This is a genomic window from Streptomyces sp. NPDC003691 (assembly GCF_053981115.1).
This window is the reverse complement of the sequence record NZ_JBSFNQ010000008.1, coordinates 33,175-58,589: the sequence shown is the minus strand read 5'-3', so window position 1 is coordinate 58,589 and position 25,415 is coordinate 33,175. Positions and strand designations below refer to the sequence as shown.

Below are 25,415 nucleotides of genomic sequence, written 5' to 3'. Positions count from 1 at the left end.
CGATCGCTCCGTTCTGTCCGTTCCATCGGCTCTGTCCGTTCCGTCGGTTCCGCGGGGTCCACCGGTTCCGCGCGGCCCATCGGTTCCGCACGTTCCGCGCCTATTGCCCGGCCACGCCGTCACCCGGCCGCCGCGGGGCCCGCCGGGTCCGCCGGACCCGCTTCGGTACGTCCGCACATCCCACGCGGCCGCGCCCCCTCCCGCAGACCGCCCGCCCGCCGGGGCCGCCCCCGGCGGGGCCGCGCGGTGAAGCTCGCCGGACTGCTGGCGCTGCTGGTCCTGGTCCTGGCCGCGGCCCCGTTCGCCCGCGCGGAAGCGGTCCCGGCCGTCCGGACGACCGGGGCGGCGCAGGGGGCCGCGGCGTCTGCCGCCGGGCCCGCCGCACCGCCCGTCGGCGCGGCCGGGTCCGCCGGAACGGCCGGGTCCGCCGATGCCGCCGGGCCCGTGCTCGGGCCGACCCTCGCGCCCACCGGCCGGGGGCGGGACGGGGAGCGGCTCTGGCTGCTCGGCGGGCTCGGTGCCGCCCTCGCCGCCGCCGGGGCGGTCGCCGTCGCCGCGGCGCGCGGACGGCGTGAACCGCGCCACGACGGGCGAACGGACGTTTGAGCCGCGGCCCGGGAGGCTAGGTGTTGCCACATGGTCCCCGAGCCCCCCGCCGCCCAGGCCGACGACGCCCGCGACCGTCCCCCCGCCTCCGGCGCCCCGGCCCCAGCCCGGGTCCTGGTGGCGTCCAACCGGGGCCCCGTCTCGTACACCCTCCGTGACGACGGCGGGCTCGACGAGAAACGCGGCGGCGGAGGCGTCGTCTCCGGCCTCTCCGCCATCGGGGCCCGGGACGACTCCCTCTGGGTCTGCTGCGCCCTCGGCGACGGCGACCGCGAGGCCGTCCGGCGCGGTGCCGGCCGCGGCGAGGACGGCGTCCTGATGCTCGACATCGACGCGGACATCCACTCCGACGCGTACAACGGCATCGCCAACTCGGTGCTCTGGTTCGTCCACCACATGCTGTACCAGACCCCGCTGGAGCCCGTCTTCGACGAGGAGTTCCGGCGCCGGTGGCAGGCGTACGAGACGTACAACCGCGCCTTCGCCGAAGCGCTCGCCGAGCGCGCGGCCGACGGCGCGGCCGTCCTCGTCCAGGACTACCACCTCGCCCTGGTGCCCGGGATGCTCCGCGAACTCCGCCCCGACCTGCGGATCGGCCACTTCACCCACACCCCGTGGGCCCCGCCGGACTACTTCCGGCTGCTCCCCGACGATATCGCCGGACAGCTCCTCCGCGGCCTTCTCGGCGCCGACCGCACCTGCTTCCTGACCCGCCGCTGGGCCGATGCCTTCACCGCCTGCTGTACGGAGGTACTGGGCCCCGAGGCGCTCAAGGACACCCGGATCGGGGTTCACGGCCTCGGCGCCGACGCCGACTTCCTCCGGGACCGGGCGCACCGCCCCGATGTCGCCGAACGGACGGCCGCCCTGCGCGAGCAGATCGGCGGCACCGACCGGAAGACGATCGTCCGGGTGGATCGTACGGAGCTGTCGAAGAACATCGTCCGCGGCCTGCTGGCCTACCGGCACCTGCTGGCGACCCGTCCCGAGTGGCGCGAGCGGGTCGTCCATATCGCCTTCGCCTATCCCTCCCGCCAGGACCTGGCCGTCTACCGCGACTACACGGCGGAGGTGGCGCGGGTCGCCGACGCGATCAACGACGAGTACGGCACACCGGGCTGGACTCCGGTCGTCCTGCATGTGAAGGACGACTTCGCCCGCTCGCTGGCCGCGTACCGTCTCGCGGACGTCGCCCTGGTCAACCCGATCCGCGACGGTATGAACCTGGTCGCCAAGGAGATCCCGGTCGTCTCGGACGAGGGCTGCGCGCTGGTGCTGTCCCGGGAGGCCGGGGCGTACGAGGAGCTGGGCGCCGATGCCTTTGTGGTGAACCCGTACGACGTGATCGCGACGGCGGAGGCGCTGCACGAGGCCCTGACCCTGCCGCCGGACGTCCGCGCGGAGCGCTCGGCCCGCCTCGCCGCGGCGGCGACGGCCCTGCCGCCGCAGAAATGGTTCCTGGACCAACTGGAGGCGCTGGCAACGGAGTCGTAGGGGCGTGGGTGTGGGGCCCGCGGGTTCTGGAAGGACCGCGAGGCCGTCGGCCCCCGATTACGGCCCCGGGCCCCGTGGGCCTGCGGGGGCGCGCGGACCTGCGGGCCCGTGCGCCCGCGGGCCCCGGAGCCGCAAGGCGTACGGCTCAGGCCGCGCCCGGCCCCGCCTCCAGCGCGTCCGCGAGCGCGGCGAGGAAGGAGACGACCGCGGCGGGCCCCGCGACCAGCAGGTCGGCCCGTTCGGCCAGCTCGCTGACCTCCGTACTGCCGCTGCACACCAGCACGCCCGCCAGACCGTCCGAGCGGAGCTTCTCGACCGCCGCGTACGCGGGCAGGTCGCCCAGGTCGTCGCCCGCGTACAGCACGCACTCCGCGCCGACCTCGCGCACGTACTCGGCGAGCGCGACGCCCTTGTCCATCCCGGGCGGGCGGAGTTCGAGGACCATCCGGCCCGGTTCGAGCACGAGACCGTGCCGGGCCGCGAGGGTCGCCAGCGGCTCCCGCAGGGCCTCGAACGCGGCGGAGGGGTCCTCGGCCCGCCGGGTGTGGACCGCGACGGCCTGCCCCTTCTCCTCGATCCACGTCCCGTGCCAGGCCCCGAACCGGTCCAGATAGCCCGGCAGTTCGGCGCGGACCGCCGCCACACCCGGATGCGGGGCCGGGGTGTTGACCGTGCCGGTGACGGCGTCCCAGCGCTCGGAGCCGTAATGCCCGAGGACCACGAGATGGGCCAGCCCGCCGACCCCGGCGAAGCCGCCGTACCGCACCGCGACCCCCGCCGGGCGCCCGGTCACCACGGCGACATGGCCGACCCGGGGCGCCAGCCGGGCGAGCGCGGGCACCGCCCCCGGATGGGCCCGGGCCTGCTCCGGGTCGGGGACGATCTCGGCGAGGGTGCCGTCGAAGTCGAGGGCGACCACGGCCTTCTCGGGCCGGGCCAGCAGTGCGGCGAGCCCGTCCCGTCCGGCGGGCGTCGTGGGCCGGGGAAGCCCGTGGCCGGGCGACGGTGAAGCATCCGGGAAGTGCGGAGAGCTACCCATGCCACAGACCCTATCGGCGCGCGCGTTTCTCGTCTCTGACGCGTCGGAGCCGGTTGACGGTCACCGGGTCGTCCGCCAGCGCCCGGGGATCGTCGAGGAGGGCGTTGAGCAACTGGTAGTAGCGGACGGGCGACATCCCCAGCTCCTCCCGCACCGCCCGCTCCTTCGCCCCGGGCCCGCTCCAGGAGCGCCGCTCCAGCGCGAGCACGGCGCGGTCGCGGGCCGGGAGCGGGCCCGGGGTGCCGCGGCCGGCCGCACCGGCAGCGGTCCCGGCACCGGCACCGGCAGCGGTCCCGGCACCGGCGTCGTCCGGTGCTCCGGCGCCCGTACCGGAATCGGCACCGGCACCGGCACCGGCACCTGAATCAGCGGCGGCACCGGCACCGGAATCGGCACCGGCACCGGAATCGGCACCGGCACCGGAATCGGCACCGGCGTCCGGAAGAGGAGCGGCGGGATCGGTCATACGATCCAACATAAGCCCGGCCCCCGGGGTGCCGCGACGCACGCCGCGCCCGCCGCCCCACCCCGTACCGCCCGGACCTGCCACTCCCCGCTCCCGTCGCGTCCGCCCCGCCTACACCTCGCGCCTGCGCCTCGCGCCTGCCCCCGCTCCTCCTACTCGCCGCTGTCCGCCTCCGCCTGCTCCGCGACCCGGTCGATGCCGTCCAGTACCGCCTTGGGGCTGCCGCCCGGAGCGACGGCCTTTCCGACGGACTTCTTGATCTCGGCGCTGACCGCCGCCCAGGACACCTTGCCGACCGGCGGCAGATTGGAGTTCGGCAGCAGCTCCAGGAAGCCCTTCAGCTCCGCGTATCTGGTGTCCTTCTTCATGGCGCTGGAGGCCGAGACCGTCACCGGCAGCAGATTGTTCTGCCCGGCGAAGGCGATCACGTTCTCGTCGCTGAAGAGGAAGTCGAGGAACTTCCCCGCCTCGGCGCGGTTGCCGCCCTCCTTGAAGGCCATGATCCAGTCGGCGACGCCCATCGCGCTGTGCGGAGTGCCCTCGGGCCCCGGTATCGCCACCGTCCCCAGCTCGATGCCCGCCTTCCTGGCGGTCCGCAGCAGCGACGGATGACCGTTCAGCATCCCCACCTCGCCCCGGGCGAACGCCGCGAACGCCGCCTTGCGGTTGAGCTGGGCGGGCGCGACGGGCCCGGTCAGCCCGCGGTCGACGAGCTTCTCCTTCACCCAGGTGAGGGTTTTGATGTTCTGCAGCGAGTTGATGTCGTAGCTGCCGCCGGTGACGGTGTACGAATCACCCGCGCTCAGCAGCCAGTTCAGCACCTCCGCCTGCGCCTCCTCCGGCCCGAGCGGCAGGGCGAACGGGTACTTGGCGTCCGTCTCCTCGTCCAGCTTCACCGCGGCCTTGCGGAGTTGCTCCCAGGTGGTCGGGGCCTTCTCGATCCCGGCCTCCTCGAACAGCTTCTTGTTGTAGAAGAGCAGCCGGGTGGAGGCGACGAACGGCATCCCGTACCGGGTGCGCCGGTGCTCGCCCGCCTGCACGAGCGGCGGCAGGAAGTTCGCCGCGGTCTCCAGCGAGAGCAACTGGTCGACGGGGTAGAGCTTGTCCGCGGCCGCGTAGTCCGCGTACGCGCCGATCTGGGCGATGTCGGGGGCTTTCCCGGCCTTCACCATGTCCTGCACCGCGCGGTCCACGTTCGTCCAGGGCTCGACCCGCACCCTGACGTCGATATGGGAGTTCGCCGCCTCGAACCGGGTCGTCAGAGTGTCCCAGTACTCCTTGCTGCTCTGTCCGCCGTCCACGTCGTAGTCCGCGACGACGACATCGAGGGTCACATTGGACGGTTCGTCGGAGCTACAGCCCGTGAGGCCGGCGGTGAGCCCCAGCACTACGGCCGCCGCGCTCGGCCGTCCGTACCGGAATCCACGCTGCCGCCCGTTTCGGAAGAGGTGCTGTCGCACAGAGGGTGCCCCATCTGTTGGCCGGATCCCGCCGGGGATACGGCCGGCGGGTCGGGGAGAGATATGCCGATCACGCGGTTCCCGCGCGCAGCTTCCGGCATGTCACCGGGCCTCACGGGGCCCTCAACGGCCCCTCCGGCCCTGCCGGAATGACGTGCGATTGTTCACCAAGACCGTTCAGAGGTCTACGCCAAGGGGTCTCCTTTCGGCAACGCGTTGGTCACCTCTCCGCTGACCGGTCCAGACCAATCCGGTTTCCTCCGGCGCCATGCGGCGGGACCTGCGCCGGACCCGCCGCAACACCGTTGCCGACCGGGGTGACCTGCTGCTAAGCACGAGGTGCCGAGTGGTCATCTATGCGCAAGGAGCCCGACGCATGTCCCGTACGACCCCGCCGTCCGCCGCCCCCTCCCGCACCTCCGCCGAGATAGCTACCCAGCCCGCGTCGTGGCGGCGCGCCGCCGAGGCCGCCGGGGGCTTCGCCGGACTGCCCGAGCCGGGGGAGCGGGTCGCGGTCACCGGCTGCGGCACGTCCTGGTTCATGGCCATCGCGTACGCCGCGCTGCGCGAGGCCGCGGGCCTCGGCGAGACCGACGCCTTCGCCTCCTCCGAGTTCCCGGCCGGCCGCGGCTACGACCGGGTCGTCGCCATCACCCGATCCGGCACCACCACGGAGGTGCTGGAGCTGCTGACCGCGCTGAAGGGCCGGGTGCCGACGCTGGCGCTGACCGCCGACCCCGCGACCCCCGTCATGGACGCGGCCGACACCGTCGCCGTACTGGACTGGGCGGACGAGGAGTCCGTGGTCCAGACCCGGTTCGCCACCACCGCCCTGGCCTTCCTCCGCGCCGGGCTCGGCGAACTCCCCGCCGGGCTGGGCGTGAAGTCGGTCGCGGACGCCGCCGTCGACGCCGAACTCGCCCTCACCGAACCGCTGCCGGAGGCGGTCGTCGCCGCCGAGCAGTGGACTTTCCTGGGCCGCGGCTGGACCTACGGTCTGGCCCTGGAGGCGGCGCTGAAGATGCGGGAGGCGGCGGGCGCGTGGACCGAGGCGTACCCGTCGATGGAGTACCGCCACGGCCCCATCGCCATCACCGCCCCCGGCCGCGTCACCTGGGCCTTCGGCCCGCTCCCCGAGGGCCTGGCGGGAGACGTCTCGGCCGTCGGCGGCACCCTGGTGGCCAATGCCCCGTGCGACCCCCTCGCCGACCTGATCCGCGCCCAGCGCCTCGCGGTCGCCCTGGCTGAGGCGAAGGGCTACGACCCGGACCGGCCGAAGAACCTGACGCGGAGCGTGATCCTGGGCTGAGCGCGCGGGGGCGGGTTCCTGGAGGGGGTCAGGGGCGGCGGTCGGGGTTGCAGGGCGAGTCCAGGTAGGTCTCGTCCTTGAGGACCGGCTTGACGGCGTCGACCGCCGCCGCCCCCATTCCCCGGGCGGCCTTGTCCCTGGTCTCGGTGTGGCGGAACGACATCAGCCAGTTCCCGGCGGTGGTGAACCGCCAGGGCGCCCTCTTGTCGGCCAGCCTCATCAGCAGGTCCTCCTCGCGCTCGGCGACGGTTCCGTAGCGGATGAGGGTGGCGTCGTAGTCGTCCTTGGGGTCGGCGCACTTGAAGCCGGGCTTCCAGGCCTTCGTACGACACCGCAGCATCCCGGCCGACTCCTTGCGCTCCGTGCAGCCCACGGCCCGGTCCAGCGCATCGGCGAGACCCTTGAGATCGGCGTAGCGAGGCTTCTCCGGGATCTCCGGAAGGTCCTGGAACGGGGGCAGGAGGGCGCCGCGAAGGGCCGTGGCGACCTTCTGCGCGGGGCGTGTGGTGTCGCCGCCGATGACCCGGACGAACCAGTTCCCCCCGGCGGCGAGGGTCTGCCCGAACGGGGGGTCGCGGCGTGAGGCGAGGGCGTCCCCGATGTCGTCCTCACCGATGACCTCGGTGTTGTACACGGAGATCTCGTTCTCGATGGACCTGCCGTCGCTCTCGAACGTGCAGCGGGCCGTACTGCCGCCGTTCCGCGGCAGCTCCGCGCTATGGGCGACCTTGCAGTCCAGGCCCGCGGCGCCCAGGGCCGTCACCACGTCCGCCGCGGAGGCGAACCGGACATCCCTGGGCACGTTCGACGGAATCGGGACGGGCGGCTTCTCGGCTGGACCGTTGCCGAGACCGCAGGCGGTGAGCACGGACACGAGCAGAAGGCCGACCGCGGGGCGCGCGGTCCTCCTCATGGATCAGCCTCTCTAGCGGGGGGTGGGCGAAGGGCCGGGACTGGGCTCCGGCACGGGCGGGCAGGGGTCCTGGTAGATCTGGTCCTTGGTGGGCGGCGGGGGCATCAGCCCCGGTTCGTAGACGACCGGCTCGCGCGGGCCGGTGCCCTTGCCGTCGGCGCTGTCCGGGCGGATCACCGAGTCCACGGAGACATCGGTGCCCGCGGGTGCCTGCGATCTCACCTGCTCGAACGCCTGCGCCCGCTGCTCCGGCGTCAGGTCGTTCCACGCCATCGCGTCGTCGAGATGCGGTTCGATTCGGTCCCAGTTGTTGGCCCGGGGCCTGATGGCGCCGCCGCGCGGGCCGGACTCGTCGCCGTACTGCTCGTTGCTCTCCCGCATCTGCGGGGTGTCCGCCGCGTAGAGCAGGAAGAGGTGCTTGTCGGTGGCCGACCCGTGCTGGTTCGCCTGGAGCGCCGCCAGATGGTGGGCGGCGAGCCGGACGCTGAGATCGGGGTCGTTCTCGATGAGTACGGCCAGCTCTTCGTTGGAGAGGTCCTTGACGTCCCGGCCGTCGGTCAGCATGAACTTGCCCGCGTTGTCGGCGGCGACCTTGCGGGCGGATTCCGGCTTGATGTGCACGATCCCCAGGGACTTGTCCGGCACCTGACCGCTGGCTATCGCCGCCCAGTTGGCGAACCGCCCGAACGACGCCCAGATACCGCTGCCGCTCGGATTGAAGTTCTGGTACCACTGCTGTTCCTGCCAGAGGATCGCCAGCAGCAGCTTGCGGCTCATCCCGGTCTCCCGGGCCGCCCGGTCGACGGCGGCCAGTACGGTCGGCGGGACATTGATGGGATGGACACCGTCCAGCCCGCCGGACAGCCGCAGGGCGATCGCCAGCGGACTGTTCGGGTTCAGCGCCTCCCGCGCCAGGTTCGGATCCCCGAGCTTGGTGATTCCCTCGACGGTCCGCATCTCGCGGGCCGAGTTCCGGTCGACCAGGCTCGCCAGGGCCAGCGCGGCACCTATGACATCGGCCGCGTGGGTCACCTTGTCCGTCTTGTCGACGGCCGGATCCTGCGCCTGGTCCGGAGCGACCCTGACTCGGCCACTCTCGTCCACGGTCAGGCCATGGGTCCGCGCGTACTCCACCCCGCTGCGGAGGTCCCGCTGCGCGTTCGTGATCGTCTCGGCCAGCCCGTCGTACGTCTTCGCCAGCGCCCGCAGCGCGACCGCCGCCGCCTCGTAGTCACCGGCGTTCTTGTGGAAGGCGTCCCGGGCGCCGCGGGCCGCGTCCCCCGACCAGCATTTGCTCAGCGTCTGGCCGATCTCGTCCCGGGCGAACGCGCCCAGCGCCTCGCACTGCTGGGCGGCCCGGATCACATCGGCGGCCGCGTCACGCCACTTCTGCGGCTGCGCGGTGTCCAATTCCTGTACGGAGACCATCAGGAACTCTCCAGCAGGTCGGCGTTGATCCGGATCCGCTCGGCGATCGAGACGTCGTCACCGATCTGCTGGTCCATGGCGGCGGTCACCGCGTTGGCCGCGCCCTCCGCCATCCGCGCCAGCTCCCTGAGCCGCTTCTGCCAGGCCTCGACACAGACGTTGCTCGCACCGCCGGCCTCCCAGCCGGAGTGCACCCGGCCGACCGCGACCGCGTCGTCGAGCTGCGACTTTCCCTGCGCCTCCGCCTGGACCGTGGTGAGCTGCGAGGTCTTGGCGCGGATCGGCCCGTCCTGAAGCCCCAGATCCCCGGCGGCCGGCCCCGGACCGGGCGGTCCGGTGGAGTTGAGCCGCATCCCGGCGGCCTCCCGCCTCCGCAGCGCGTCCTCCTTGAGCTGCGACCACTCTTCCTCGAATGACATGCGTCCCCCCTGACGGCACGTGCATTGCGCGAATTCGGCGACCGACCCTATCCGGCCGGACCGGCCGCCAAGAGTGCTTTTCCCGACAAGCCTGTGAGCCAAGCGTCAGGGGGCAGGTGTCAGGGGGACGGCGCGGCGGCGACCTCGCCGGGCAGCGGCCCGGGCGCGATCTCCGGGGCACACCCGGGGCAGGCGTACACCGTGTGCCCCGGCCCGCTGCCCTGCTCGATATGGCGTACGGGCACGGGCGCGTACGTCGGCCGCCCGCAGTCGCAGCAGATCGCGTTCCGCGCGGGCGGCGGGACCTCGGTCAGCCCCTCCCGGGTCATGGCCGGACCTCCTCGCCCTCCGCCCGCCGCCGCTGGACACCCTGCTCTATGACGGCGGCCAGGGCGAGCGCGACCGCGGGCATGCAGCGCCCGAGTTCGATCAGCGGGAGGGGATCGTCTGCGCCGTACGCACAGGCATCCACCCCCAGCGAAGGCAGCCGCACCCCGGCCCGCGCGAGCGCCTCCCCGAGGATGTCGCACGCCTCCTCCGCCTGCCTGATCTTCACTGCCGCGGCGCTTCGCTGCCGGTCACCGTCGTTCGCCATACGTGGTCGCTCCAATCCTGATATTTCGCCTGTTTGCCTGTATGTCGTACGGGAGTTGGGCTACGGTGCGTATCCCGAGCGTCACTGAGCTTGGGCCCGGACCTTGCGCGCGAACAACGTAGACAGATGCTCCTTCCACTTCGTCCGGGGTTACTTCCACACCCGTTGGAAGGGGGCGTCATGCCACCGAGGAAAGCGACCACCGGCCGGAGCCAGTCACCGAGGCAGCGGTTTGCCGAGGAGCTGCGGGCACTGCGAGTCGAGTCGGGCGAGAGCCTGCGCAGGCTGGCCGACCGGATGGGCTGGGACTGGTCCCTGTTCGGCAAGATGGAGAAGGGCGAGACGATCGGCGGCCCGGAGGTCGCGCTGGCGCTGGACCAGCATTACGGGATGCGGGGTGGGCTGCTGGCGTTGTGGGAGCTGGCGCTGGGGGACCCGACGCAGTTCAAGGAGCAGTACCGCCGCTATATGACGCTGGAGGCGGAGGCGGTGGACCTCTGGCACTACGCGGTGAGCGTGCTGCCGGGCCTGCTCCAGACCAGGGGCTATGCGACGGAGCTGCTCTCGACGGGCGGCCTCAAGGGTGAGGCACTGTCCCGGCAAGTCGATGCGCGAATGGGCCGGTCGGCGCTGCTGACGGATGACGACGCCCCTCGCTTTCGCTCCATCCTGTCCGAGGCAGTGCTCCGCACGGAGCTGGCCGATGCGTCCGAGTGGCGACGGCAGTTGGAGCATCTGGTCGCCATCAGTGAACGGTCCGCGGTCACTGTCCAGGTGATACGGATGGCGGCCGGGATCCATGGTCTGACGAATGCCGACACCATGTTCCTGCGTACCTCCGATCGGCAGACGGTTGCCTGGGTGGAAACCGGCTACTCCGGCTACCTGGTTGAGTCGGATGCCGACGTCGAACGGCTCCAGCGCGCATACGATTCCGTACGCGACCTGGCGCTGTCCCCGGCCGAGTCGCGGACGTTCATCCTGCGGATGTTGGAGGAAGTGCCATGCGACGCCCCATCATCGACCTGAGTGCCGTCACCTGGCGCAAGAGCAGTTACAGCAACCAGGACGGCGGCCAGTGCCTGGAGGTCTCCGACGATCTCCTCAGCTCCGCCGCGTGGTTCAAGAGCAGTTACAGCAACCAGGACGGCGGCGCCTGCGTCGAGATCGCCGCGAACCTCCCCGCCCTCGTCCCCGTCCGTGACAGCAAGACCCCCGACGGCCCGGTCCTGGTCTTCCCGGCCGCCGACTGGTCCGCCTTCGTCACGGCGGTCAGGAAGGGCAGCCTGCCCTCCTGACCACAGCTCCTGACCCACGGCGCATCCGTCCGGGCCCGGCGACCGCTCGCCGGGCCCGGACGTACGTCAGATGCCCGTCGAGAGGCAGAACGGATGCCCGGCCGGGTCCAGCAGTACCCGGCGCCCCTCCTCCGAATGCGGCTGGTCCGGGGGCTCCACCGCACCCAGGGCCAGCATCCGCGCGTACGCGGCCTCCAGGTCGTCGACGCCCAGCTCCATATGCGCCTGCTTCCCCTGCACGGGGTCCGGCCAGGTCGGCGGGCGGTAGTCGGCGATCCGGATGAACCCCAGTCCCGGGGCGCCGTCCCGGCCGAGGAGGACGAAGTCGTCGGCGGCGTAGACGACGGGCAGGCCGAGGGCCTCGGCGTAGAAACGGGACAGGACGGCGGGGTCCGGGCAGTCGAAGTCGACGGACAGCAGCCGGATCGCCGGTGCGGCGGCGGTGCTGGTCGTGGTTCCAGTGCTCATGGGACGGGACCCTAGGACGGGACCAGGACAGGGCCGGTCCTGGTCATGGGGAACACTGCGGGACGTGATCAGCACTTCCTCCCGCCTGCTGCGACTGGTCGCCCTGCTGCCCACCCGGCCGTCCTGGACCTGCGGCGAACTGGCCGAGCGGCTGGCGGTCACCGGGCGCACCGTGCGGCGGGACATCGCGCGGCTGCGGGAACTCGGCTACGGCATCGAGTCGGATCCTGGCCCGTGGGGCGGCTACCGCCTGGTCGGCGGAGCCCGGGTGCCGCCGCTGGTCCTCGACGACGAGGAGGCGTTCGCCGTGGCCGTCGCCCTGCGCGAGGCCGCGTTCAGCGGCATCCTCGGCGACGACCAGGCCGCTCTCTCGGCGCTGCTGAAACTGCGGCAGGTGCTGCCGCCCCGGATCGCGGACCGGCTGGGCGAGATGGACGCCACCGTCGTACGGACTCCCAGCCCGGGGGAGCCCCGGATCTCGCCCGGCATGCTGCGGGAGCTCGCCGCCGCCTGCCGCCGTGGCGTACGCGCCCGGCTGTCGTACCGCGACCATGCGGGAAGGGCGAGCGTCCGGGAGGTCGACCCGTACCGGCTGGTGTACACGGGGCTGCGCTGGTACTTCGTGGCCCGGGACGTCGCGCGGGACCAGTGGCGGACGTTCCGGGCCGACCGGGTCGTACGGCTGGAACCGACCGGGGTACCGGCCGAGATCGTGGACCCGCCGGACGCGGCGGCCCTGGTCTCCCGGGGCATCGACGGTGTTGTTTATCCGCTCTACGTGACGATCAGGCTCCCGCACCCCATGGAACGGGCCCTGCGGCTGGTCCCGCCGACGATCGGCACTCACCACCCGGACGGGCCGGACGCGACCGTCGTCGAGGTCGGCGCGAACGACGCGGAGCAGCTCGCCGAGTACCTGCTGGGCCTGGGCACGCCGCTGAGGGTGCTCTCCCCGGACAGCGTGCGGGAGGCGCTGCTGCGGCGTATCCGGGGACTGTCCGAGGAGAACGAGGTGCCGTACGAGTCCGGTTCGCGGGACTGATGACGTCCTGCTGGCCGGGGTTCCGCATCACTGTGGCAGCCGAGAAGGTACCGGGGACGCCGCGGCCGGCCTCGGCGCTGAGCCGGCCGTAGTGGTGCCAGAGGTCAAGGCGGGGCGCTGTCACCCGGCCCATCCTGGCGGTAGCCGCCCGCGCGACGGACGGCTTCGGTGAAACTCCACCGCTGCTGTAAGCCGAGCCTGCCCCTCTTTATGCAACAACGCGCATAAAGGGGGGAATTCGCCGCAGTCTGCGGAACCATCGGAATGCCCGGAGCGGCCCACATCCGATGGGAGACGATCGTGACGACCATGGTGGAGAGTTCAGCTGCCTTACGGCGAGGACGAGACCTCGTCGGCCCCGGCCTGTTCGAGCGGCTGGCCGCCTTCTGTGCCGAGGAGTACGGCATGGAGCGGGTGGTGGCCGATGCGGTGATGGACCAGGCGATGGCGTTCGTCTACGTCGTCGGTAGTGAGCGGGCCTACGATCTGGCGCCGAGCCGACTGGTGGACCCCGGCTGGCATGCCTTCATGCTGCACACCCAGGAGTATGCGGACTGGTGCCGTAACCGCTTCGGCTTCTTCGTCCATCACGAGCCGAACTCCACAGTGCGTACGCCGGACCTGATGGTCTCGGTGGCCGGGCGGATCCGCGCCGCCGGATTCGAGGTGGACGAACGGCTCTGGGGGACGACCGCGGAGTGCAACCCCCCGGCCTGCTGCGGCGATGGACCCTGTTGCTGAGGCCGGAGGGCTGACGGTCCGGACGTCCGCGGGCCTCCGAACCGCCTCCGGGGCAGAGGATGCCGTACCGGGAAGCCCTCTGCCGATTGCCCGGAGCGGAACGCCGGCCGGCCGCGGCCGCGTCACGGTCTTCCACATGTTCGGTGTGGTCTTCGGCTATGCCACCCACCACCTGGATCACCGGCAGCTCGGTGACATCGGGGTAGTCGGCCCGCTGACACCGGGAGTCGGCTGGCACCGTCTGTGGCAGGTGGCGGCAGCCATGAATACCGGCGATTCGTCACGCGACAAGCTGGGGCGCTGGATTCTTGTCCAGGCCACCCGGGCGTTCGTCTGTGGCAGCGACCGGATCGCGCACTTCGACGACCGGGGCTGGCGGCTCGAACAGGATGGCTACCGGATCCGGTTCGCCGATGCGTACTGCAACAGATACGGCCTGTGGACCGGCGACCTGAGCGTCGAAGGGATGACCGCCGACCAGGTGGCGATGCGTCCCACCGAGTACCGGACCTGACATCGAGCGGAGGATCGTGCGGCGGGCAATCCATGCGAGAACGTGACTGGTGGGTCTGCACTGTGAGGGCAGCGGGAAACCACCATCCGTGGAGTTCGGAAACCCAGAGGGGGGAGGCTCCCATGGAGCTGACACAGATTGCCGGAGGGCCGTGCAGCCCCGGCGACGACGACTGCGGTAACGGCGACTGCCCGACCGTTTACGCTACGCCGGACCCCGCACTGCTGGCTGTGCAGGGCTTCGACGTGGTTCATCCGGTGCCGGACGGCGAGTCGGTCGTTCTGATCCCGGAGAGCGTTCTGAAGGAGGCCGCACGTGCCCGTGGATGGCTCTAGTCCGGTGCTGCTGGACGGCGAGGAATGGCAGTCGTACTTCCGCGACTTCCGGGACTCCGCCTTCCGGCTGGAGGTCCATCAGACCTACACGATGCCTGCCGAGGCCGAATCGCTGCGGAGTTTCCTGGACGGCGACCCCCTGCCCGAGGGGTTCAACGCGTCGTGGCATCGGACGATCAGGGGCCATGTCGCGTCCGGGCGGACCATGACGCGCGCCAAGGTCGTGCGCAAGCCCCTGACGGACTACAGCCGCTATCTCTTCGCGTGGTGCATCCCGGGGAATGTCGCGGCCGGCGAGGACTACCGGATCGTCGATCTCACCGGCCGGCCGGACACGATCCTGCCCGAGCAGGACTTCTGGCTCTTCGACGACGCGGTCGTCGTCCATCTGAACTACCGTGCCGACGGGACCCAGATCAACAGGGAACGCATCGTGGATCCGGACCTCGACACCTACCGTCGCTGGCGAGACTCGGCGCTGAAGGACGCAGTCCCCTTTGGTGAATATAGAGGCTGATCATCAGGGCAGGGACCGGAAGGGCCTGGCGGACGCTCTGCGGAGTCTCCGCCTGGCCGCCGGTCTCAGCGGCGAGCGGCTCGCCGTGCGCTGCAACATGAGCCAAACCAAGATCAGCCGCATCGAGACCGGCCGCGCTCTTCCCACGGTCCTCGACGTGGAATGCATCCTGGCCGCGCTGGAGGTGCCGAGGGAAGTCGCCGACGAACTGCTGAGACTGGCCCGCCGGGCCAACGTCGACTACGCGTCCTGGCGGGCCTACGCCCGGGTCGGTCTGCACCGCAAGCAGGTCGAACTCCGGGCGCTGGAACAGTCCTCGCACGTGATGCGGCACTTCCTGCCGGCCGTTCCCACCGGGCTTCTGCACATCCGGGAGTACGCGGAACAGACGCTCTCGCGCACGGTCGCGGGCGACCCGGCCAGGGATGTGCGGCGGGCCGTGGATGCGCGGATGGAACGCCGGACGATTCTGGACGATCCCTCGCGCTCCTTCACCTTCCTGCTCACGGAGCAGGCCGTGACATGGCGCCGGGCCCCCGCCCGGGTGATGGCGGCGCAGTGCTCCCATATGGCGTCGGTGGCGGAGAAGGGGAATGTGGAGATCGCGATCGTGCCCCGGTCCGCCGAGGTGCCCGCGATCCCCATGAACATCTTCGTCGTCTACGACGAGCGGCTGGTGACGGTCGAATTGTTCTCGGGGGAGGTCGTCCTGCGCGACCCCCGGGACGTGGCTCACCATCTCGAACTGTTCGCGGTCTTCATGGAGCATGCGCTCGTCGGCGCCGACGCCAGGTCCTTTCTGCGCGCTGCCGCGGACGGGTTCCTGCGACGGGACCCGTAGCGCGCGCCCGGTCCGGCAGCGGAGGCGGTGGACTGCCGTTCCCGGTCCGGCAACGGCAGCCGGTGGCGTATCCGGAACGACGTGGCTCCCGCTCCCGGGGAACGGCCGCCCCGCCCGGAACCCCCGGACGCCCCCGCTGCGTCAAGGTTGTTGAATAATTCGACTGCGCACCGGGCCCGAGTGGATCTCTCCCGCCGCGGGCGCACCGGTCATGACGTGCTCCGCTACCGCGGAACCTCCATACACTGTCGCGCGCCTCACGGGGCGTTATCACGGGATGCCCCTGCACTTCTCAGCGATCCGCTGCATCCTGCAAAGGGGCCGGAACCCTTCGGCCCGTTGGCTGAACCGGAGTGTCAGTGGTGGTGCCTACAGTCGGAAGGGCCGGTAACCGAGCAGAGCGTGATGTCGGGGAGGCGAGCGGTATGGGCGACGGAATCCAGTGGCTGGTGGGCGCGGCGTCCTGGCTGATGGCCGGGCTGGTCTTCGCCCGGGGCATCGGCGCGGAGGAGTTGGCCGTCCGGATGGGCGGCAAGGCCGGCGAGGGCAGTGAACCGCTCACCGCGGCCCGGGTCTCCGAACTGCCCCTGGAGTTCTACCGGCCCGCCTCCCGGGGCGACGGCGTGGTGCGGGTCGGCGAGCACGCCGGATGGTCGTTCGCCATCGAGTACGGGGACTCCACCGGGCGGGACCGGCTGGAGGAGATCTCCCGGTCCGGCGTGGAGGCCGTCCACTACGACCCGTCCGTGGAGCACCCGCCCGCGTACCTCTTCTACGCACGCGACGGCCGCGTCCTCTGCGGCTTCGGGCTCTGCGAGGAGGCGGTCCGCTACGGGGCCGAGCCCGATCTGTTCCTCCCCGACCTCGTCGCCGCCGGGATCCTCCACACGGACGGGGTGACCTACGGCGACCCGGAGCCGGAGGACTTCGACGCCTGCCGCCGCCGTACGCTCGCGGTCGTCGAGTCCCGCTTCGGCCTGTCGCTGCCCCGCTCCGTCCTGACCACCGCCCCCCTCCCGGCCTACGCGGTCAGCGGCAGCCCGAACCTGGGCCCGGGGCCCCGGGCGTAGCCGGGGCGGGGCCGTGCCCCCGGGGCCCGGTGGGCCGAATGCCGCCTGGCGTTGCGGGGTGGTCCGGCCGGTTCGACGGTGAGGCTGGAGCGGGCGTTTTCCGGCGCCGCGCTCCCGGCCCACCCATGTCAGGAGTACCGTCGTGCCGCTCTCGCCATCTGCCCGGAGACCGGGTGCCCGCCTGTCCGTCACCGCCGTCGCGGTCACCGTCGCGGCTGCCGTCGTCCAGTTGCCGCTGGGCGGTGTCGCGTACGCCGCCGTACCCGCGGGGTGCACGGTCGCGTCCGACGGCGGCAACAACACCATCACCTGCTCCGACGGGATTCCGGCGGGGGAGGTGCTGGACGCCGGTCCGGGGAACGACACGGTGGTCGTCAGCGGCCCGGTGCTCGGCACGGTCAACGGCCAGGAGGGTGACGACACCATCACCGTCCAGGGGGTGAATGTGCCGCAGACCAACCTCCGGGGACGCTCCGGCGGTCCTGGTGTGGGGGCCGGAGGAACCGTTGACGCCGGGCCCGGGGCCGACCGGGTCACCATCACCGGAGGAGAAGGCGGCGGGAGTCCCTACGGGGTCACCGCGCCGGAGGGCGGGGCCGGTTCCCTCGGCACTGTCCTCGGCGGTGCGGGGACCGACATCCTGCGGATCACCGGCGGCCGGAGCGGATTCCGTTCCGCGACCGCGGGCACCGGAGGGCCGGGTGCCGGGCCGGGTGCCGTGGTCGACGGAGGTGACGACAGCGACACCGTCGAGATGACGGGGGGCAACACCTCGGTCCGGGACATCGGGGATCTGCTCTTCCCCCGAAGCGGGGGCGTCGGAGGCGCGGGAGTCGCCGAGGACGCCATGGTGACCGGGGCCGCGGGCGACGACGTTCTCACGGCCACCGGTGGCTGGGCGGTGGGACAGGGGGGCTCGGGTGTCCGGGGCACCCTCGGCGGCGGCGCAGGCGCCGACCGCATCACCGCCACCTCAGCCGTCTTCCGGCTCTCGCCGGAGGACGACCCGGCGCGCTCCAGCCAGGGCGGGCCGGGTGTCGGCTCCGGCGGTCTGGTGGACGGTGGTGAGGACGGCGACACCATCACCGCACTCGGTGCCCGGGGCGGCCGTGTTGCCGGGGGAGTCTTCCAGGGCGGTGGGGGCACGGGAAACGCCGGGACGGTCCGCGGTGGCGGCGGTCCCGACACCATCACCGCCACGGGGCGCGACGGAAGGCCGGGCAACACCGGAACCATCGAAGGCCAGGACGGCGGGGACACCATCGATGCCGTCAACAACGACGAAGCCCCTCTGCAAGGGCCCACGCAGAACGGGCTTGACGGCACCGTCGGCAATACCGGGATCGTGGACGGGGGCGAAGGCGACGACACGCTGACCGCCCAGGGCTCCCCGGGCGGCGACGGAAGGACCGGAAACACCGTGAGCAACCTCATCACCACCGTCATCACCGGCACACCCGGCCGTCCCGGTGGCGCGGGCGGCCGCGGGAGCACCGGAACCATCAGGGGCGGCGCCGGGGACGACAACCTCGCGGCCACCGGGGCCGAGGGCGGCACCGGAGGCCGCGGCGGCTACTTCAATACCGGCGGGGCCGGTGGCGCGGGCGGAGCCGCGAACACCGGAACTCTCGACGGCGAGGGCGGCAACGACACCGTCACCGCCACCGGCGGCACCGGCGGGACCGGCGGGCCGGGCGGGCGGGCGCCGGGACGGCAGCGAGCCGGTGACGGTGGCGCGGGCGGAGCCGGAGGAGCGGGCAACGCGGCCGCCGCGCGGCTCGACGGCGGTACGGGGGACGACCGGCTCACCGCTGCCGGAGGACCTGGTGGCCCGGGCGGACCCGGTGGACCGTCCGGGCCGGGCGGTACCGACGGCGACACCGGCAGTACCGGGGCGACCGGGATCGCCAACGCCGGAAGCCTCGACGGCGGCGCAGACACCGACATCTGTGTTCCGCTGCCCGGCTCCGTCGGCTGCGAGAGCTGATACGGGGGCGAGCGCGCCACGCCCTGCGCCCGCGGGAGCCGGCCCTCCCGGTCGCCTCGGCCCGCTCCGGTGCCGCCCCGGCCGGTACCGGGCCCGGTCAGCCGCCGCCCCGGCCCGTATCAGGCCCTCAGTGGCCGCCCCGGCCCGCCGCCGCGTCCAGCGCCGCCCGCAGATGGCCGTCCGACTCCGCCAGCAGCCGGGCCGCCGTCTTCGCGTCCACATCCGCCAGCAGCATCAGAATCGCGGGCTTCACCTCGCCGCCCGTCGCCGACAGGGCCGACTCGACGTCCTCGTCCGCCGCGCCCGTCGCATGGGAGACGATCCGGCGGGAGCGGGCGCGCAGTTTGTCGTTGGAGGCACGCAGGTCCACCATCAGGTTCCCGTACGTCTTGCCGAGGCGGATCATCGTGATCGTCGAGATCATGTTGAGGACCAGCTTCTGGGCCGTGCCCGCCTTCAGCCGGGTCGAGCCACTGAGCAGTTCGGGGCCCACGACCACCTCGATACCGTGGTCGGCGGCCGCCGCCAGGGGGCTGTCCGCGTTGCAGGACAGCCCGATCGTCAGGGCGCCGAGGCCGCGGGCGTACTCCACCGCGCCGACCGCGTAGGGCGTACGGCCGGAGGCGGAGATCCCGACCACGGTGTCGTCCGGGCCCAGGGCGATGTCCGCCAGGTCCTTCGCCGCCAGGTCCGCACGGTCCTCCGCGCCCTCCACCGCGGTCACGAAGGCCGCCGGGCCGCCGGCGATCAGGCCGACCACCCGCGACGGATCCGTGTTGAAGGTCGGCGGGCACTCGCTGGCGTCCATGGTGCCCATCCGGCCCGCCGTGCCCGCCCCGGCGTAGATCAGCCGGCCGCCGCGCGCCATCCGCTCCGCCACCGCGTCCACGGCCGCCGCGATCACGGGCAACTGCCCGGCCACCGCCTCCGGGACCGTCCGGTCCTCGGCGTTCATCAGCCCGGCGATCTCGGCTGTCGGCAGCCGGTCGATCCCGGCGAGATCGGGCCGGAACGCCTCGGTCGTCAGGGTCGCCAGTTGTGCACGCAGCTCACGGTATGCGGGGGAGGGGGGCGTCATAGGTGTCCTCATCGATGGGTGTGCCGGGGGGAGTGCCGGTGCGCGAGGGCCTCGTAGGAGGCGGCGAGAGCGGGCGCCGCGGTCTCGTAGGTCCGCTGCGCCACGCCTATGAACAGGCAGTCCACGACCAGGAGCTGACCCGTACGGGAGGACATCGCGGCTGGCCGCAGTTCGCTCTCCCGCGCGGTCGACGTCGTCAGTACGTGATCGGCGTACTGGGCCACCGGCGCGTCGGCACGGCCGGTGATGGCGATGGTGGTCGCCCCGCGTTCGAAGGCGGTACGGAGCGGCTCGATGACATCGCCGGTGGAGCCGGAGTGCGTGATGGCGACGGCCAGGTCGCCCGGGTGCAGCTGTACGGCGTTGGTCACGGCGAGATGCGGATCGGCATGGGCATGGGCGATCAGTCCGATGCGCAGCAGCTTCTGCGCCAGGTCCATTCCGACGAGGGAGGACGCCCCCACCCCGTAGATGTCGATCCGGCGCGCGGTCGCGGCGGCGGCGACGGCGGCCGACAACTGGGAGATGTCGAGCCCGGCCGCGGTGTCCGCGAGGGTCTGCTGCTCGTCGTGGGCCAGTTTGGAGACGACATCGGCGAGCGGGTCGTCGACGGCGATGTCGGCGGTCACGGTGGGCGCCCGGCCGGACTCCTGGTGGGCGGCGAGACCGGCGAGGGCGAGCCGCAGATCGCGGTAGCCGGGGTAGCCGAGCAGCCGGGCGGTGCGGACGACGGTCGCCTCGCTGGTGCCCGTACGGGTGGCGAGTCCGGTGACCGTGAGCGCGGCACAGCCCGCGGGGTCCTCGGCGACGGCTTCGGCGACCCGCTGCATCGACCGGGTCATGGACGGGGTGAGCGTACGGACCTTCGCGGCGAGGGCGGCCGGGGCGGGCGGTGTGTCGCTGGCGGCGGCCCCCTTGTTGAAAATTTCCTTCACTGGGTTACCCATGGTATGAAAGCTATTTTCACATCATGGGGCCGGTCAAGACCCTCGTTGGTATCCCGTCGGTTTCCCCTTGGTATAGCCCCGGCAAGGAAACAGCAGCTCGCGGGCGTATGGGCGATCGGTGAACGGATGTTCGGGGCCGGGCGGGCAGGGGACCGGCGGGCCCGGCCCGCGATACGGGACAATGGCCTCATGGACCACGCCGACCCGCTGGAGCAGGCCCTGCACACGGCCCGCGCCCTGATCCTTGCCGATCTCGCCGCGCGCGAGGTGGCCGACGCCGATGTGGTCTCGCTGGTCGAGGACTCCGTCACCCACCGCCGCTGGTGGGTCGAGCAGTGGCCGGAAGGCGTCGCCTACGTCACCGGACTGGTCGCCCAGGACGTCCAGGACGCCCTGCTGGAACGGCACGGCCGCTGGCCCCTCTGCCCCGTCTGCGACGCGGGCGACCCGCATGCCCTCGGCGTCGAACCCGAACTGGGCGCGGATCCGCACTGGGTCTGCGAGAAGGCGGGCGTCGTGGTGGCCCGGGTGGGCGCGCTGGGCGGCGGTACGGCGGCCGGGGACGAGCCCGGCGGTACGCGCTGGGGCGGTACGGGCGGCGGAATCTGGGGCGGGACCGGGGCGCCGGACGCCTGATGGCCATCTATATCGACCCGCCGACCTGGCCGGGCCACGGCCGTAAGTGGTCCCATCTGATCAGCGACGTCTCCTACGGCGAACTCCACGCCTTCGCCGCGTCGATCGGCTGCCCGCCGCGTGCCTTCGACCGCGACCACTACGACGTCCCCTCCCACCGCTACGCCGACGCGGTCGCGGCGGGCGCGGTTGAGGTCCCGAGCCGGGAGATCGTCCGCCTGCTCATCGGGGCGGGGCTGCGGCGCAGGAAGAGCGGGCCCGCGTAGTCCGGCGGGCGGCGGGGTGGGTCAGACCGGGAAGTCGGAGGTGTCGAGCTTGACGTCGAACGGCTCGGGCAGGTGCACGGCCTCGCCGAACGGCACGCGCTGAGTGTTCGTGTAAACACCGCCTTCGGGCAGGGTGAAGACCGTACAGGCGGGGCCGTCGGGGTCGAAACGGTCGACGAGAACATACGTCGGGATCAGCGCCTGAGCGTAAGCGCGGTGCTTCCTGACCCGGTCGATGTTGGCATTCCCCTTCGACGTCACCTCGACGACGAGAAGCGCCTCGGCGGCGTCCACGGGATCATTGGTGTCCCCGGTCCCCGACGAGGTCAGTTCGCGGGGCAGGACCACCAGGTCCGGGATGTAGAGCCGTTGAAGGACCGCGATCTGGACGCCCAGGGTCTGATAGATGCCCAGGTCCTGGGGCAGGCCCCCGTAGAGGGCACGCTGGACACCCTCGGTGATGTGATTGTGGTGGCGGTGCGGTGGCGGAACCACGCTGATCTGATCCTCGTCGATCTCCGCGTGCCATCCTTCGGGCACGTCGAGCCCGCGCCATGTCTCCAGGAGCAACTCCCACGGCCCGTCGTGCGACATCTGGACCCTCTCGGCCATCGCAGCGGTCATCGCGACTCCCCTCCCCACGGCCTGACGAGGCGAGCGTAGGCAGATGGCGCTGCGGCTATCGTTCCCTTGTGCCAGCATCCCACGATCGGATGAACGCACAGGGAAGGTTGACGGGGTGCGTCGTCATGCGCGTTCCGCGACCGCCGGGGACGGCACCCGGGCGGCCCCGTCCGCGGCCGCGGTCACCGCCGAGCCCGTCACCACCTTCGACCGCCCCTGCGCCCGCATCGAGAGCGCGACCACGGCCAGCGCCACGACCAGCATCGCCGCACCCGCCCAGGCGGTGGACTGGTAGCCGAAGTCCGCGTCGATGACCTTGCCGCCGAGCCAGGGGCCCGCGGTGTTGCCCAGATTGAACGCGGCGGTCACGGTGGCCGCGGCCAGGGTCGGGGCCGCTCCGGCGACATTGAAGATCCGGGCGTTCAGTGCGGGGGCGGTGTAGAAGGCGGAGACGCCCAGCAGGAACGCCAGCGTGATCACCACCGCGGGCACGGTTGCGAAGACCGCGAGCGCCGCCAGGAACACCGTGGAGGCCGCGATACCGCTGAGCAGTACGCCGAACATGTGCGCGTCCGCGATCCGGCCGCCCAGCGTCGTACCGATCAGTGCGCCGATGCCGAAGAGCGCGAGGACCGTCGACACCCAGCCCTCGCCGATACCGGCGACATCCGTCAGCAGCGGGGCGAGATACGAGAAGGCGCAGAAGACACCGCCGCCCGCGAGTGCCGTGGAGACCACCGCGAGCCACACCTGACGGTCGCGGTAGATCGTCAGCTCCCGCTTGAGCTGCGGCTTCTCGGCGGGCACCGGAATCCTCGGGATCCGGGTCAGCACCCCGACCAGGGCCACCGCCGAAGCCGCGGCCACCGCCCAGAAGGCCGCACGCCAGCCGAAGTGCTCACCCAGGAAGGCACCCGCCGGAACCCCCAGCACATTGGCGATCGACAGCCCGCCGATCATCACGGCCATCGCCCGGGCCCGCGCGTTCACCGGCACCATCGCGACCGCCACGGCCGCGCCCAGCGCCCAGAAACCGGCGCAGGCGAGAGCGCTGACCACCCGGGAGGCGAAGAGGATCTCGTACGTCGGGGCGAGCGCGCCCGCCACCTGCCCGAGGCCGAAGACGGAGATCAGGGCGGTCAGGGTGGCCTTGCGGGGGAGCTTGAGGGTGGCGACCGCGAGCAGCGGGGCACCCACCACCATGCCGACCGCGAAGGCGGATATCAGCAGGCCCGCCTGCGGAATCGACACGTCCATATCGTCCGCGATGGGCGGCAGCAGGCCGGAGAGCATGAATTCGCTGGTGCCGAGCGCGAAGACCGAGAGCCCGAGGATGTACACCGCGAGCGGCATCCGGGTGCGGGCCGCCGTGGTGGAAGGGGAGGGGGAGGTGTCCGGGGACGGTGTGGGAGCGGAGGCAGGCATGACAAGGGCAACCGCACGCCCGGCGGAAGGCATTCCCGGCACGCGGGAATCACGGCAATCCGACACAGATCCGCAACATCGGCGCCCGGCAACATCGGCGCCCGGCCGGGCCGAGGCCGGGACGCGTGATCGTGCTGCCGAGCTGCCGAGCTGCCGAGCTGCCGAGCCGCCGAGCCGCGGAGCCGCTGTGCCGCCGAGCCGCCGTGCGCGGGGCCACCGGCGCCCGGGCTCAGCCGCTCGGCCGGCCCGGCTCCTGGACGGGCACCGCGGTCAGTGACCCCTCTCCGGAGGCCGCTGCCGACCAGGTCCGCCAGACATGACGCGTATTCGGCACCTCGGGGCGGTCCAGGAGCCGGAGAACGTATCCGGCATGGCGCTGTGCCCATGGATTGTCCGAACGGGAGGCCGCTTCCAGCCTGCCGCGCAGGTCGTCACCGTCCACGGCCCGGGCCACGCGCACATACTCCCGGTCCTTGCAGCGGTAAGGCCGCTGAACGACGGTCTCCACCAGCTCCACCAGTCTGGTTCTGACCGTCTCGTCGTGGTGGGCGACAGCCATGCGCCGGATGAGGTTCTCCTTCGTGCCCCAAGCCTTGGCGTGCCGTGTCCACTCCTGTGGATACTTCACCTCCCACTCCAGGAAGAGGAGTGCGTAGGGAAGACCCGGCCAGGTGCCGAACTCCGGACCGGCCGGTGGGTACCACAATCCACTGGGCAGCGAATGCGTCAAGGTCTCCATGTACCTTTTGCGCGCTATCTGCCCGCCCCGCCCATCTTGGCGCAGTGCCCGGTTGTACCGGTCCAGAGCGTCGTGGATGTTCCGCTCGGCATCGGCCAGCCGGACATGCGCCGCGGCGCGTTCAGCCGGATCGTCCGCTGTCAGCCCGAACGCCCACCCCAGCCGCTTGCGCCACACCAGGGCACCAACGATGCCCACACCGTTGCCGGCTTCCCTTTTCACCCGGTAGATCATGCGCTACCCCGGCCGGGACTTCCTTCCATTTACCCCGGTCGCGGCAGTAGCGGTCCGGCCGCGCCGCGATCGCGCCCGCCCGCAGGTCCCTCGTCACCGGATCGTCCCCGCTTTCGGGGCGCCCCCGGCCGGTCCCTCCTCAGAGCAGCCGCGCCAGCTCCGCCGCCATGTTCGCCCGGGCCGCCGCCTCCCACTCGCGGGCGCCGTACGGCGTGTGGAACAGCCCCGGCAGCTCCAGCAACTGGCGCAGCACCGCCGCCCGGCCCGCCCGGAAGGCGTCGTCGGGGACGAAGGCGTACTCCTCGCGCACCGCCCGCGCATAGGCGCGGTACCCCTCCGGGGGCGATGCCAGGACCGCCAGGTCGGCGTCGCACAGCACCGCGCCGTTGGAGTCGCCGGGCCCGGGAGCATGGGTCACGGTCAGCCGTACCAGCCGGGCGACCTCGGCGGTGGCCGCCGCGCCCAGACCGGCCTCCGGCAGCGCCCGCTCCGCCAGGGCGGCCGACCGCTCCTCGTTCTCGGACCGGTCGGGGCGGTAGACCGCGTCGTGGAACCAGGCGGCGAGGCGTACCAGGTCGGGGTCGGCGGCCTCGTCCGCCAGCAGGTCGACACGGTCCAGCACGGCGATCAGATGGCCGGTGGTGTGGTACCTGCGCTGCGGCTCCGACCAGCGCGCGAGCAGATTCTCGGCGTACGGGAGCGGATCCGGGCCGGGGCCACCGGCGGCCCGCGCCCCCGTCAGCGCCCGCGCCCAGCGCTCGCGCAGCTCCTGCGGGTCCGGGGCGGTGGCGGGATCGGCGCCCGGGGTTCCCGGGCCGTACGGCGAGTCGTCGGCTGCGGTCATGCGCCGACTGTAGACCCGCCCCGGAACCCGCTTCGGAGCGAGTGGGCACCGCCCGCGCCCTACCCCGCCCGTATCCGGCG

30 protein-coding genes are annotated in these 25,415 nt (G+C 72.2%); 15 read left to right on the top strand and 15 right to left on the bottom strand.

What is annotated here, in order from left to right; translation table 11 throughout:
* Positions 1-246: 246 nt before the first annotated feature.
* On the top strand, positions 247-606 hold the full coding sequence (locus ACWDR0_RS06170; protein ID WP_456350443.1) for a hypothetical protein: 360 nt from the start codon (positions 247-249) through the stop codon (positions 604-606).
* 30 nt (positions 607-636) lie between these two features.
* Entirely contained in the window at positions 637-2,100 is a 1,464-nt protein-coding gene (locus tag ACWDR0_RS06165) for an alpha,alpha-trehalose-phosphate synthase (UDP-forming) (RefSeq protein ID WP_456350442.1), read from the top strand.
* A 145-nt stretch (positions 2,101-2,245) separates the two neighbouring features.
* Here ACWDR0_RS06165 and otsB read toward each other — a convergent pair whose 3' ends face one another.
* The 3 genes from otsB to ACWDR0_RS06150 form a co-directional block, all read right to left on the bottom strand.
* Positions 2,246-3,139 (bottom strand): trehalose-phosphatase, encoded by an 894-nt coding sequence (gene otsB, locus ACWDR0_RS06160; RefSeq protein WP_456350441.1) that lies wholly within the window; start codon positions 3,137-3,139, stop codon positions 2,246-2,248.
* A 10-nt stretch (positions 3,140-3,149) separates the two neighbouring features.
* Positions 3,150-3,347 (bottom strand): DUF3263 domain-containing protein, encoded by a 198-nt coding sequence (locus ACWDR0_RS06155; protein ID WP_456350522.1) that lies wholly within the window; start codon positions 3,345-3,347, stop codon positions 3,150-3,152.
* A 410-nt stretch (positions 3,348-3,757) separates the two neighbouring features.
* Entirely contained in the window at positions 3,758-5,065 is a 1,308-nt protein-coding gene (locus ACWDR0_RS06150) for an extracellular solute-binding protein (protein WP_456350440.1), read from the bottom strand.
* A 376-nt stretch (positions 5,066-5,441) separates the two neighbouring features.
* On the opposite strand from ACWDR0_RS06150, the gene ACWDR0_RS06145 reads away from it, so the two are divergent.
* On the top strand, positions 5,442-6,374 hold the full coding sequence (locus tag ACWDR0_RS06145) for an SIS domain-containing protein (protein WP_456350439.1): 933 nt from the start codon (positions 5,442-5,444) through the stop codon (positions 6,372-6,374).
* Between the two features lie 28 nt (positions 6,375-6,402).
* Here the strand turns inward: ACWDR0_RS06145 and ACWDR0_RS06140 are convergent, their stop codons facing one another.
* The 5 genes from ACWDR0_RS06140 to ACWDR0_RS06120 form a co-directional block, all read right to left on the bottom strand.
* Positions 6,403-7,287, bottom strand: a complete 885-nt coding sequence (locus ACWDR0_RS06140) for a hypothetical protein (protein ID WP_456350438.1) — start codon at positions 7,285-7,287, stop codon at positions 6,403-6,405.
* Between the two features lie 12 nt (positions 7,288-7,299).
* Complete coding sequence (locus ACWDR0_RS06135; RefSeq protein ID WP_456350437.1) at positions 7,300-8,715, bottom strand: hypothetical protein; 1,416 nt, start codon at positions 8,713-8,715, stop codon at positions 7,300-7,302.
* Positions 8,715-9,134, bottom strand: coding sequence for a hypothetical protein (locus ACWDR0_RS06130; RefSeq protein WP_456350436.1), 420 nt, complete (start codon positions 9,132-9,134; stop codon positions 8,715-8,717). Before ACWDR0_RS06130 ends, ACWDR0_RS06135 begins: the two co-directional genes overlap by 1 nt.
* Positions 9,135-9,253: 119 nt before the next feature.
* Positions 9,254-9,463 carry a hypothetical protein gene (locus ACWDR0_RS06125; protein WP_456350435.1) on the bottom strand — a complete coding sequence of 70 codons (210 nt, stop codon included), beginning with the start codon at positions 9,461-9,463 and terminating at the stop codon, positions 9,254-9,256.
* Positions 9,460-9,729 carry a hypothetical protein gene (locus ACWDR0_RS06120; protein WP_456350434.1) on the bottom strand — a complete coding sequence of 90 codons (270 nt, stop codon included), beginning with the start codon at positions 9,727-9,729 and terminating at the stop codon, positions 9,460-9,462. The genes ACWDR0_RS06125 and ACWDR0_RS06120 overlap by 4 nt, the downstream gene beginning before the upstream one ends.
* A 180-nt stretch (positions 9,730-9,909) precedes the next feature.
* On the opposite strand from ACWDR0_RS06120, the gene ACWDR0_RS06115 reads away from it, so the two are divergent.
* Together ACWDR0_RS06115 and ACWDR0_RS06110 are read left to right on the top strand one after the other, a co-directional pair.
* The gene (locus ACWDR0_RS06115; RefSeq protein WP_456350433.1) at positions 9,910-10,758 is read left to right on the top strand and encodes a Scr1 family TA system antitoxin-like transcriptional regulator; all 849 of its coding nucleotides are present in this window, start codon (positions 9,910-9,912) and stop codon (positions 10,756-10,758) included.
* On the top strand, positions 10,734-11,027 hold the full coding sequence (locus tag ACWDR0_RS06110; RefSeq protein WP_456350432.1) for a DUF397 domain-containing protein: 294 nt from the start codon (positions 10,734-10,736) through the stop codon (positions 11,025-11,027). Before ACWDR0_RS06115 ends, ACWDR0_RS06110 begins: the two co-directional genes overlap by 25 nt.
* Positions 11,028-11,093: 66 nt before the next feature.
* Here the strand turns inward: ACWDR0_RS06110 and ACWDR0_RS06105 are convergent, their stop codons facing one another.
* Positions 11,094-11,495 carry a VOC family protein gene (locus ACWDR0_RS06105; protein WP_456350431.1) on the bottom strand — a complete coding sequence of 134 codons (402 nt, stop codon included), beginning with the start codon at positions 11,493-11,495 and terminating at the stop codon, positions 11,094-11,096.
* A gap of 64 nt (positions 11,496-11,559) precedes the next feature.
* Between ACWDR0_RS06105 and ACWDR0_RS06100 the strand changes: the two genes are divergently transcribed.
* The 8 genes from ACWDR0_RS06100 to ACWDR0_RS06065 all read left to right on the top strand — a co-directional run bounded on the left by ACWDR0_RS06100 (position 11,560) and on the right by ACWDR0_RS06065 (position 18,542).
* On the top strand, positions 11,560-12,537 hold the full coding sequence (locus ACWDR0_RS06100; protein WP_456350430.1) for a helix-turn-helix transcriptional regulator: 978 nt from the start codon (positions 11,560-11,562) through the stop codon (positions 12,535-12,537).
* A 309-nt stretch (positions 12,538-12,846) separates the two neighbouring features.
* On the top strand, positions 12,847-13,278 hold the full coding sequence (locus ACWDR0_RS06095) for a glycine-rich domain-containing protein (protein WP_456350521.1): 432 nt from the start codon (positions 12,847-12,849) through the stop codon (positions 13,276-13,278).
* A gap of 136 nt (positions 13,279-13,414) precedes the next feature.
* Positions 13,415-13,792 (top strand): hypothetical protein, encoded by a 378-nt coding sequence (locus ACWDR0_RS06090; RefSeq protein ID WP_456350429.1) that lies wholly within the window; start codon positions 13,415-13,417, stop codon positions 13,790-13,792.
* A gap of 122 nt (positions 13,793-13,914) precedes the next feature.
* Positions 13,915-14,127, top strand: coding sequence for a hypothetical protein (locus ACWDR0_RS06085; protein WP_456350428.1), 213 nt, complete (start codon positions 13,915-13,917; stop codon positions 14,125-14,127).
* A complete protein-coding gene (locus ACWDR0_RS06080) occupies positions 14,114-14,644 on the top strand; it encodes a DUF6879 family protein (protein WP_456350427.1) in 531 nt (176 codons plus the stop codon). Before ACWDR0_RS06085 ends, ACWDR0_RS06080 begins: the two co-directional genes overlap by 14 nt.
* On the top strand, positions 14,628-15,485 hold the full coding sequence (locus ACWDR0_RS06075; protein WP_456350520.1) for a helix-turn-helix domain-containing protein: 858 nt from the start codon (positions 14,628-14,630) through the stop codon (positions 15,483-15,485). Before ACWDR0_RS06080 ends, ACWDR0_RS06075 begins: the two co-directional genes overlap by 17 nt.
* A 425-nt stretch (positions 15,486-15,910) precedes the next feature.
* Positions 15,911-16,555, top strand: coding sequence for a DUF6461 domain-containing protein (locus ACWDR0_RS06070; protein ID WP_456350426.1), 645 nt, complete (start codon positions 15,911-15,913; stop codon positions 16,553-16,555).
* A 142-nt stretch (positions 16,556-16,697) separates the two neighbouring features.
* Positions 16,698-18,542 (top strand): hypothetical protein, encoded by a 1,845-nt coding sequence (locus tag ACWDR0_RS06065; RefSeq protein WP_456350425.1) that lies wholly within the window; start codon positions 16,698-16,700, stop codon positions 18,540-18,542.
* A 127-nt stretch (positions 18,543-18,669) separates the two neighbouring features.
* On the opposite strand, the gene murQ is transcribed toward ACWDR0_RS06065, so the two are convergent.
* Both murQ and ACWDR0_RS06055 read right to left on the bottom strand, forming a co-directional pair.
* The gene (gene murQ / locus ACWDR0_RS06060) at positions 18,670-19,620 is read right to left on the bottom strand and encodes an N-acetylmuramic acid 6-phosphate etherase (protein ID WP_456350424.1); all 951 of its coding nucleotides are present in this window, start codon (positions 19,618-19,620) and stop codon (positions 18,670-18,672) included.
* Between the two features lie 8 nt (positions 19,621-19,628).
* Positions 19,629-20,567: a MurR/RpiR family transcriptional regulator gene (locus ACWDR0_RS06055; RefSeq protein WP_456350423.1), complete on the bottom strand. Its 939-nt coding sequence runs from the start codon at positions 20,565-20,567 to the stop codon at positions 19,629-19,631.
* Positions 20,568-20,756: 189 nt separating this feature from the next.
* Here ACWDR0_RS06055 and ACWDR0_RS06050 point away from each other — a divergent pair, with 189 nt between their 5' ends.
* Both ACWDR0_RS06050 and ACWDR0_RS06045 read left to right on the top strand, forming a co-directional pair.
* Positions 20,757-21,203 (top strand): hypothetical protein, encoded by a 447-nt coding sequence (locus ACWDR0_RS06050; protein WP_456350422.1) that lies wholly within the window; start codon positions 20,757-20,759, stop codon positions 21,201-21,203.
* Positions 21,203-21,469: a DUF4031 domain-containing protein gene (locus ACWDR0_RS06045; protein ID WP_456350421.1), complete on the top strand. Its 267-nt coding sequence runs from the start codon at positions 21,203-21,205 to the stop codon at positions 21,467-21,469. Before ACWDR0_RS06050 ends, ACWDR0_RS06045 begins: the two co-directional genes overlap by 1 nt.
* A gap of 21 nt (positions 21,470-21,490) precedes the next feature.
* Here ACWDR0_RS06045 and ACWDR0_RS06040 read toward each other — a convergent pair whose 3' ends face one another.
* The 4 genes from ACWDR0_RS06040 to ACWDR0_RS06025 form a co-directional block, all read right to left on the bottom strand.
* Complete coding sequence (locus tag ACWDR0_RS06040; RefSeq protein ID WP_456350420.1) at positions 21,491-22,093, bottom strand: Uma2 family endonuclease; 603 nt, start codon at positions 22,091-22,093, stop codon at positions 21,491-21,493.
* 123 nt (positions 22,094-22,216) lie between these two features.
* Positions 22,217-23,446, bottom strand: a complete 1,230-nt coding sequence (locus ACWDR0_RS06035) for a Cmx/CmrA family chloramphenicol efflux MFS transporter (RefSeq protein ID WP_456350519.1) — start codon at positions 23,444-23,446, stop codon at positions 22,217-22,219.
* A gap of 301 nt (positions 23,447-23,747) precedes the next feature.
* Positions 23,748-24,479 carry a hypothetical protein gene (locus tag ACWDR0_RS06030; protein ID WP_456350419.1) on the bottom strand — a complete coding sequence of 244 codons (732 nt, stop codon included), beginning with the start codon at positions 24,477-24,479 and terminating at the stop codon, positions 23,748-23,750.
* A 151-nt stretch (positions 24,480-24,630) separates the two neighbouring features.
* Entirely contained in the window at positions 24,631-25,335 is a 705-nt protein-coding gene (locus ACWDR0_RS06025) for an HD domain-containing protein (RefSeq protein WP_456350418.1), read from the bottom strand.
* Positions 25,336-25,415 lie beyond the last annotated feature (80 nt).

Coding starts and splice junctions, on each gene's coding strand:
- ACWDR0_RS06165 (WP_456350442.1), top strand. CDS start 637: ATGGTCCCCGAGCCCCCCGCCGCCCAGGCCGACGACGCCCGCGACCGT.
- otsB (WP_456350441.1), bottom strand. CDS start 3,139: ATGGGTAGCTCTCCGCACTTCCCGGATGCTTCACCGTCGCCCGGCCAC.
- ACWDR0_RS06145 (WP_456350439.1), top strand. CDS start 5,442: ATGTCCCGTACGACCCCGCCGTCCGCCGCCCCCTCCCGCACCTCCGCC.
- ACWDR0_RS06140 (WP_456350438.1), bottom strand. CDS start 7,287: ATGAGGAGGACCGCGCGCCCCGCGGTCGGCCTTCTGCTCGTGTCCGTG.
- ACWDR0_RS06135 (WP_456350437.1), bottom strand. CDS start 8,715: ATGGTCTCCGTACAGGAATTGGACACCGCGCAGCCGCAGAAGTGGCGT.
- ACWDR0_RS06130 (WP_456350436.1), bottom strand. CDS start 9,134: ATGTCATTCGAGGAAGAGTGGTCGCAGCTCAAGGAGGACGCGCTGCGG.
- ACWDR0_RS06125 (WP_456350435.1), bottom strand. CDS start 9,463: ATGACCCGGGAGGGGCTGACCGAGGTCCCGCCGCCCGCGCGGAACGCG.
- ACWDR0_RS06120 (WP_456350434.1), bottom strand. CDS start 9,729: ATGGCGAACGACGGTGACCGGCAGCGAAGCGCCGCGGCAGTGAAGATC.
- ACWDR0_RS06115 (WP_456350433.1), top strand. CDS start 9,910: ATGCCACCGAGGAAAGCGACCACCGGCCGGAGCCAGTCACCGAGGCAG.
- ACWDR0_RS06110 (WP_456350432.1), top strand. CDS start 10,734: ATGCGACGCCCCATCATCGACCTGAGTGCCGTCACCTGGCGCAAGAGC.
- ACWDR0_RS06105 (WP_456350431.1), bottom strand. CDS start 11,495: ATGAGCACTGGAACCACGACCAGCACCGCCGCCGCACCGGCGATCCGG.
- ACWDR0_RS06095 (WP_456350521.1), top strand. CDS start 12,847: ATGGTGGAGAGTTCAGCTGCCTTACGGCGAGGACGAGACCTCGTCGGC.
- ACWDR0_RS06090 (WP_456350429.1), top strand. CDS start 13,415: ATGTTCGGTGTGGTCTTCGGCTATGCCACCCACCACCTGGATCACCGG.
- ACWDR0_RS06085 (WP_456350428.1), top strand. CDS start 13,915: ATGGAGCTGACACAGATTGCCGGAGGGCCGTGCAGCCCCGGCGACGAC.
- ACWDR0_RS06070 (WP_456350426.1), top strand. CDS start 15,911: ATGGGCGACGGAATCCAGTGGCTGGTGGGCGCGGCGTCCTGGCTGATG.
- murQ (WP_456350424.1), bottom strand. CDS start 19,620: ATGACGCCCCCCTCCCCCGCATACCGTGAGCTGCGTGCACAACTGGCG.
- ACWDR0_RS06055 (WP_456350423.1), bottom strand. CDS start 20,567: ATGGGTAACCCAGTGAAGGAAATTTTCAACAAGGGGGCCGCCGCCAGC.
- ACWDR0_RS06050 (WP_456350422.1), top strand. CDS start 20,757: ATGGACCACGCCGACCCGCTGGAGCAGGCCCTGCACACGGCCCGCGCC.
- ACWDR0_RS06045 (WP_456350421.1), top strand. CDS start 21,203: ATGGCCATCTATATCGACCCGCCGACCTGGCCGGGCCACGGCCGTAAG.
- ACWDR0_RS06040 (WP_456350420.1), bottom strand. CDS start 22,093: ATGACCGCTGCGATGGCCGAGAGGGTCCAGATGTCGCACGACGGGCCG.
- ACWDR0_RS06035 (WP_456350519.1), bottom strand. CDS start 23,446: ATGCCGCTCGCGGTGTACATCCTCGGGCTCTCGGTCTTCGCGCTCGGC.
- ACWDR0_RS06025 (WP_456350418.1), bottom strand. CDS start 25,335: ATGACCGCAGCCGACGACTCGCCGTACGGCCCGGGAACCCCGGGCGCC.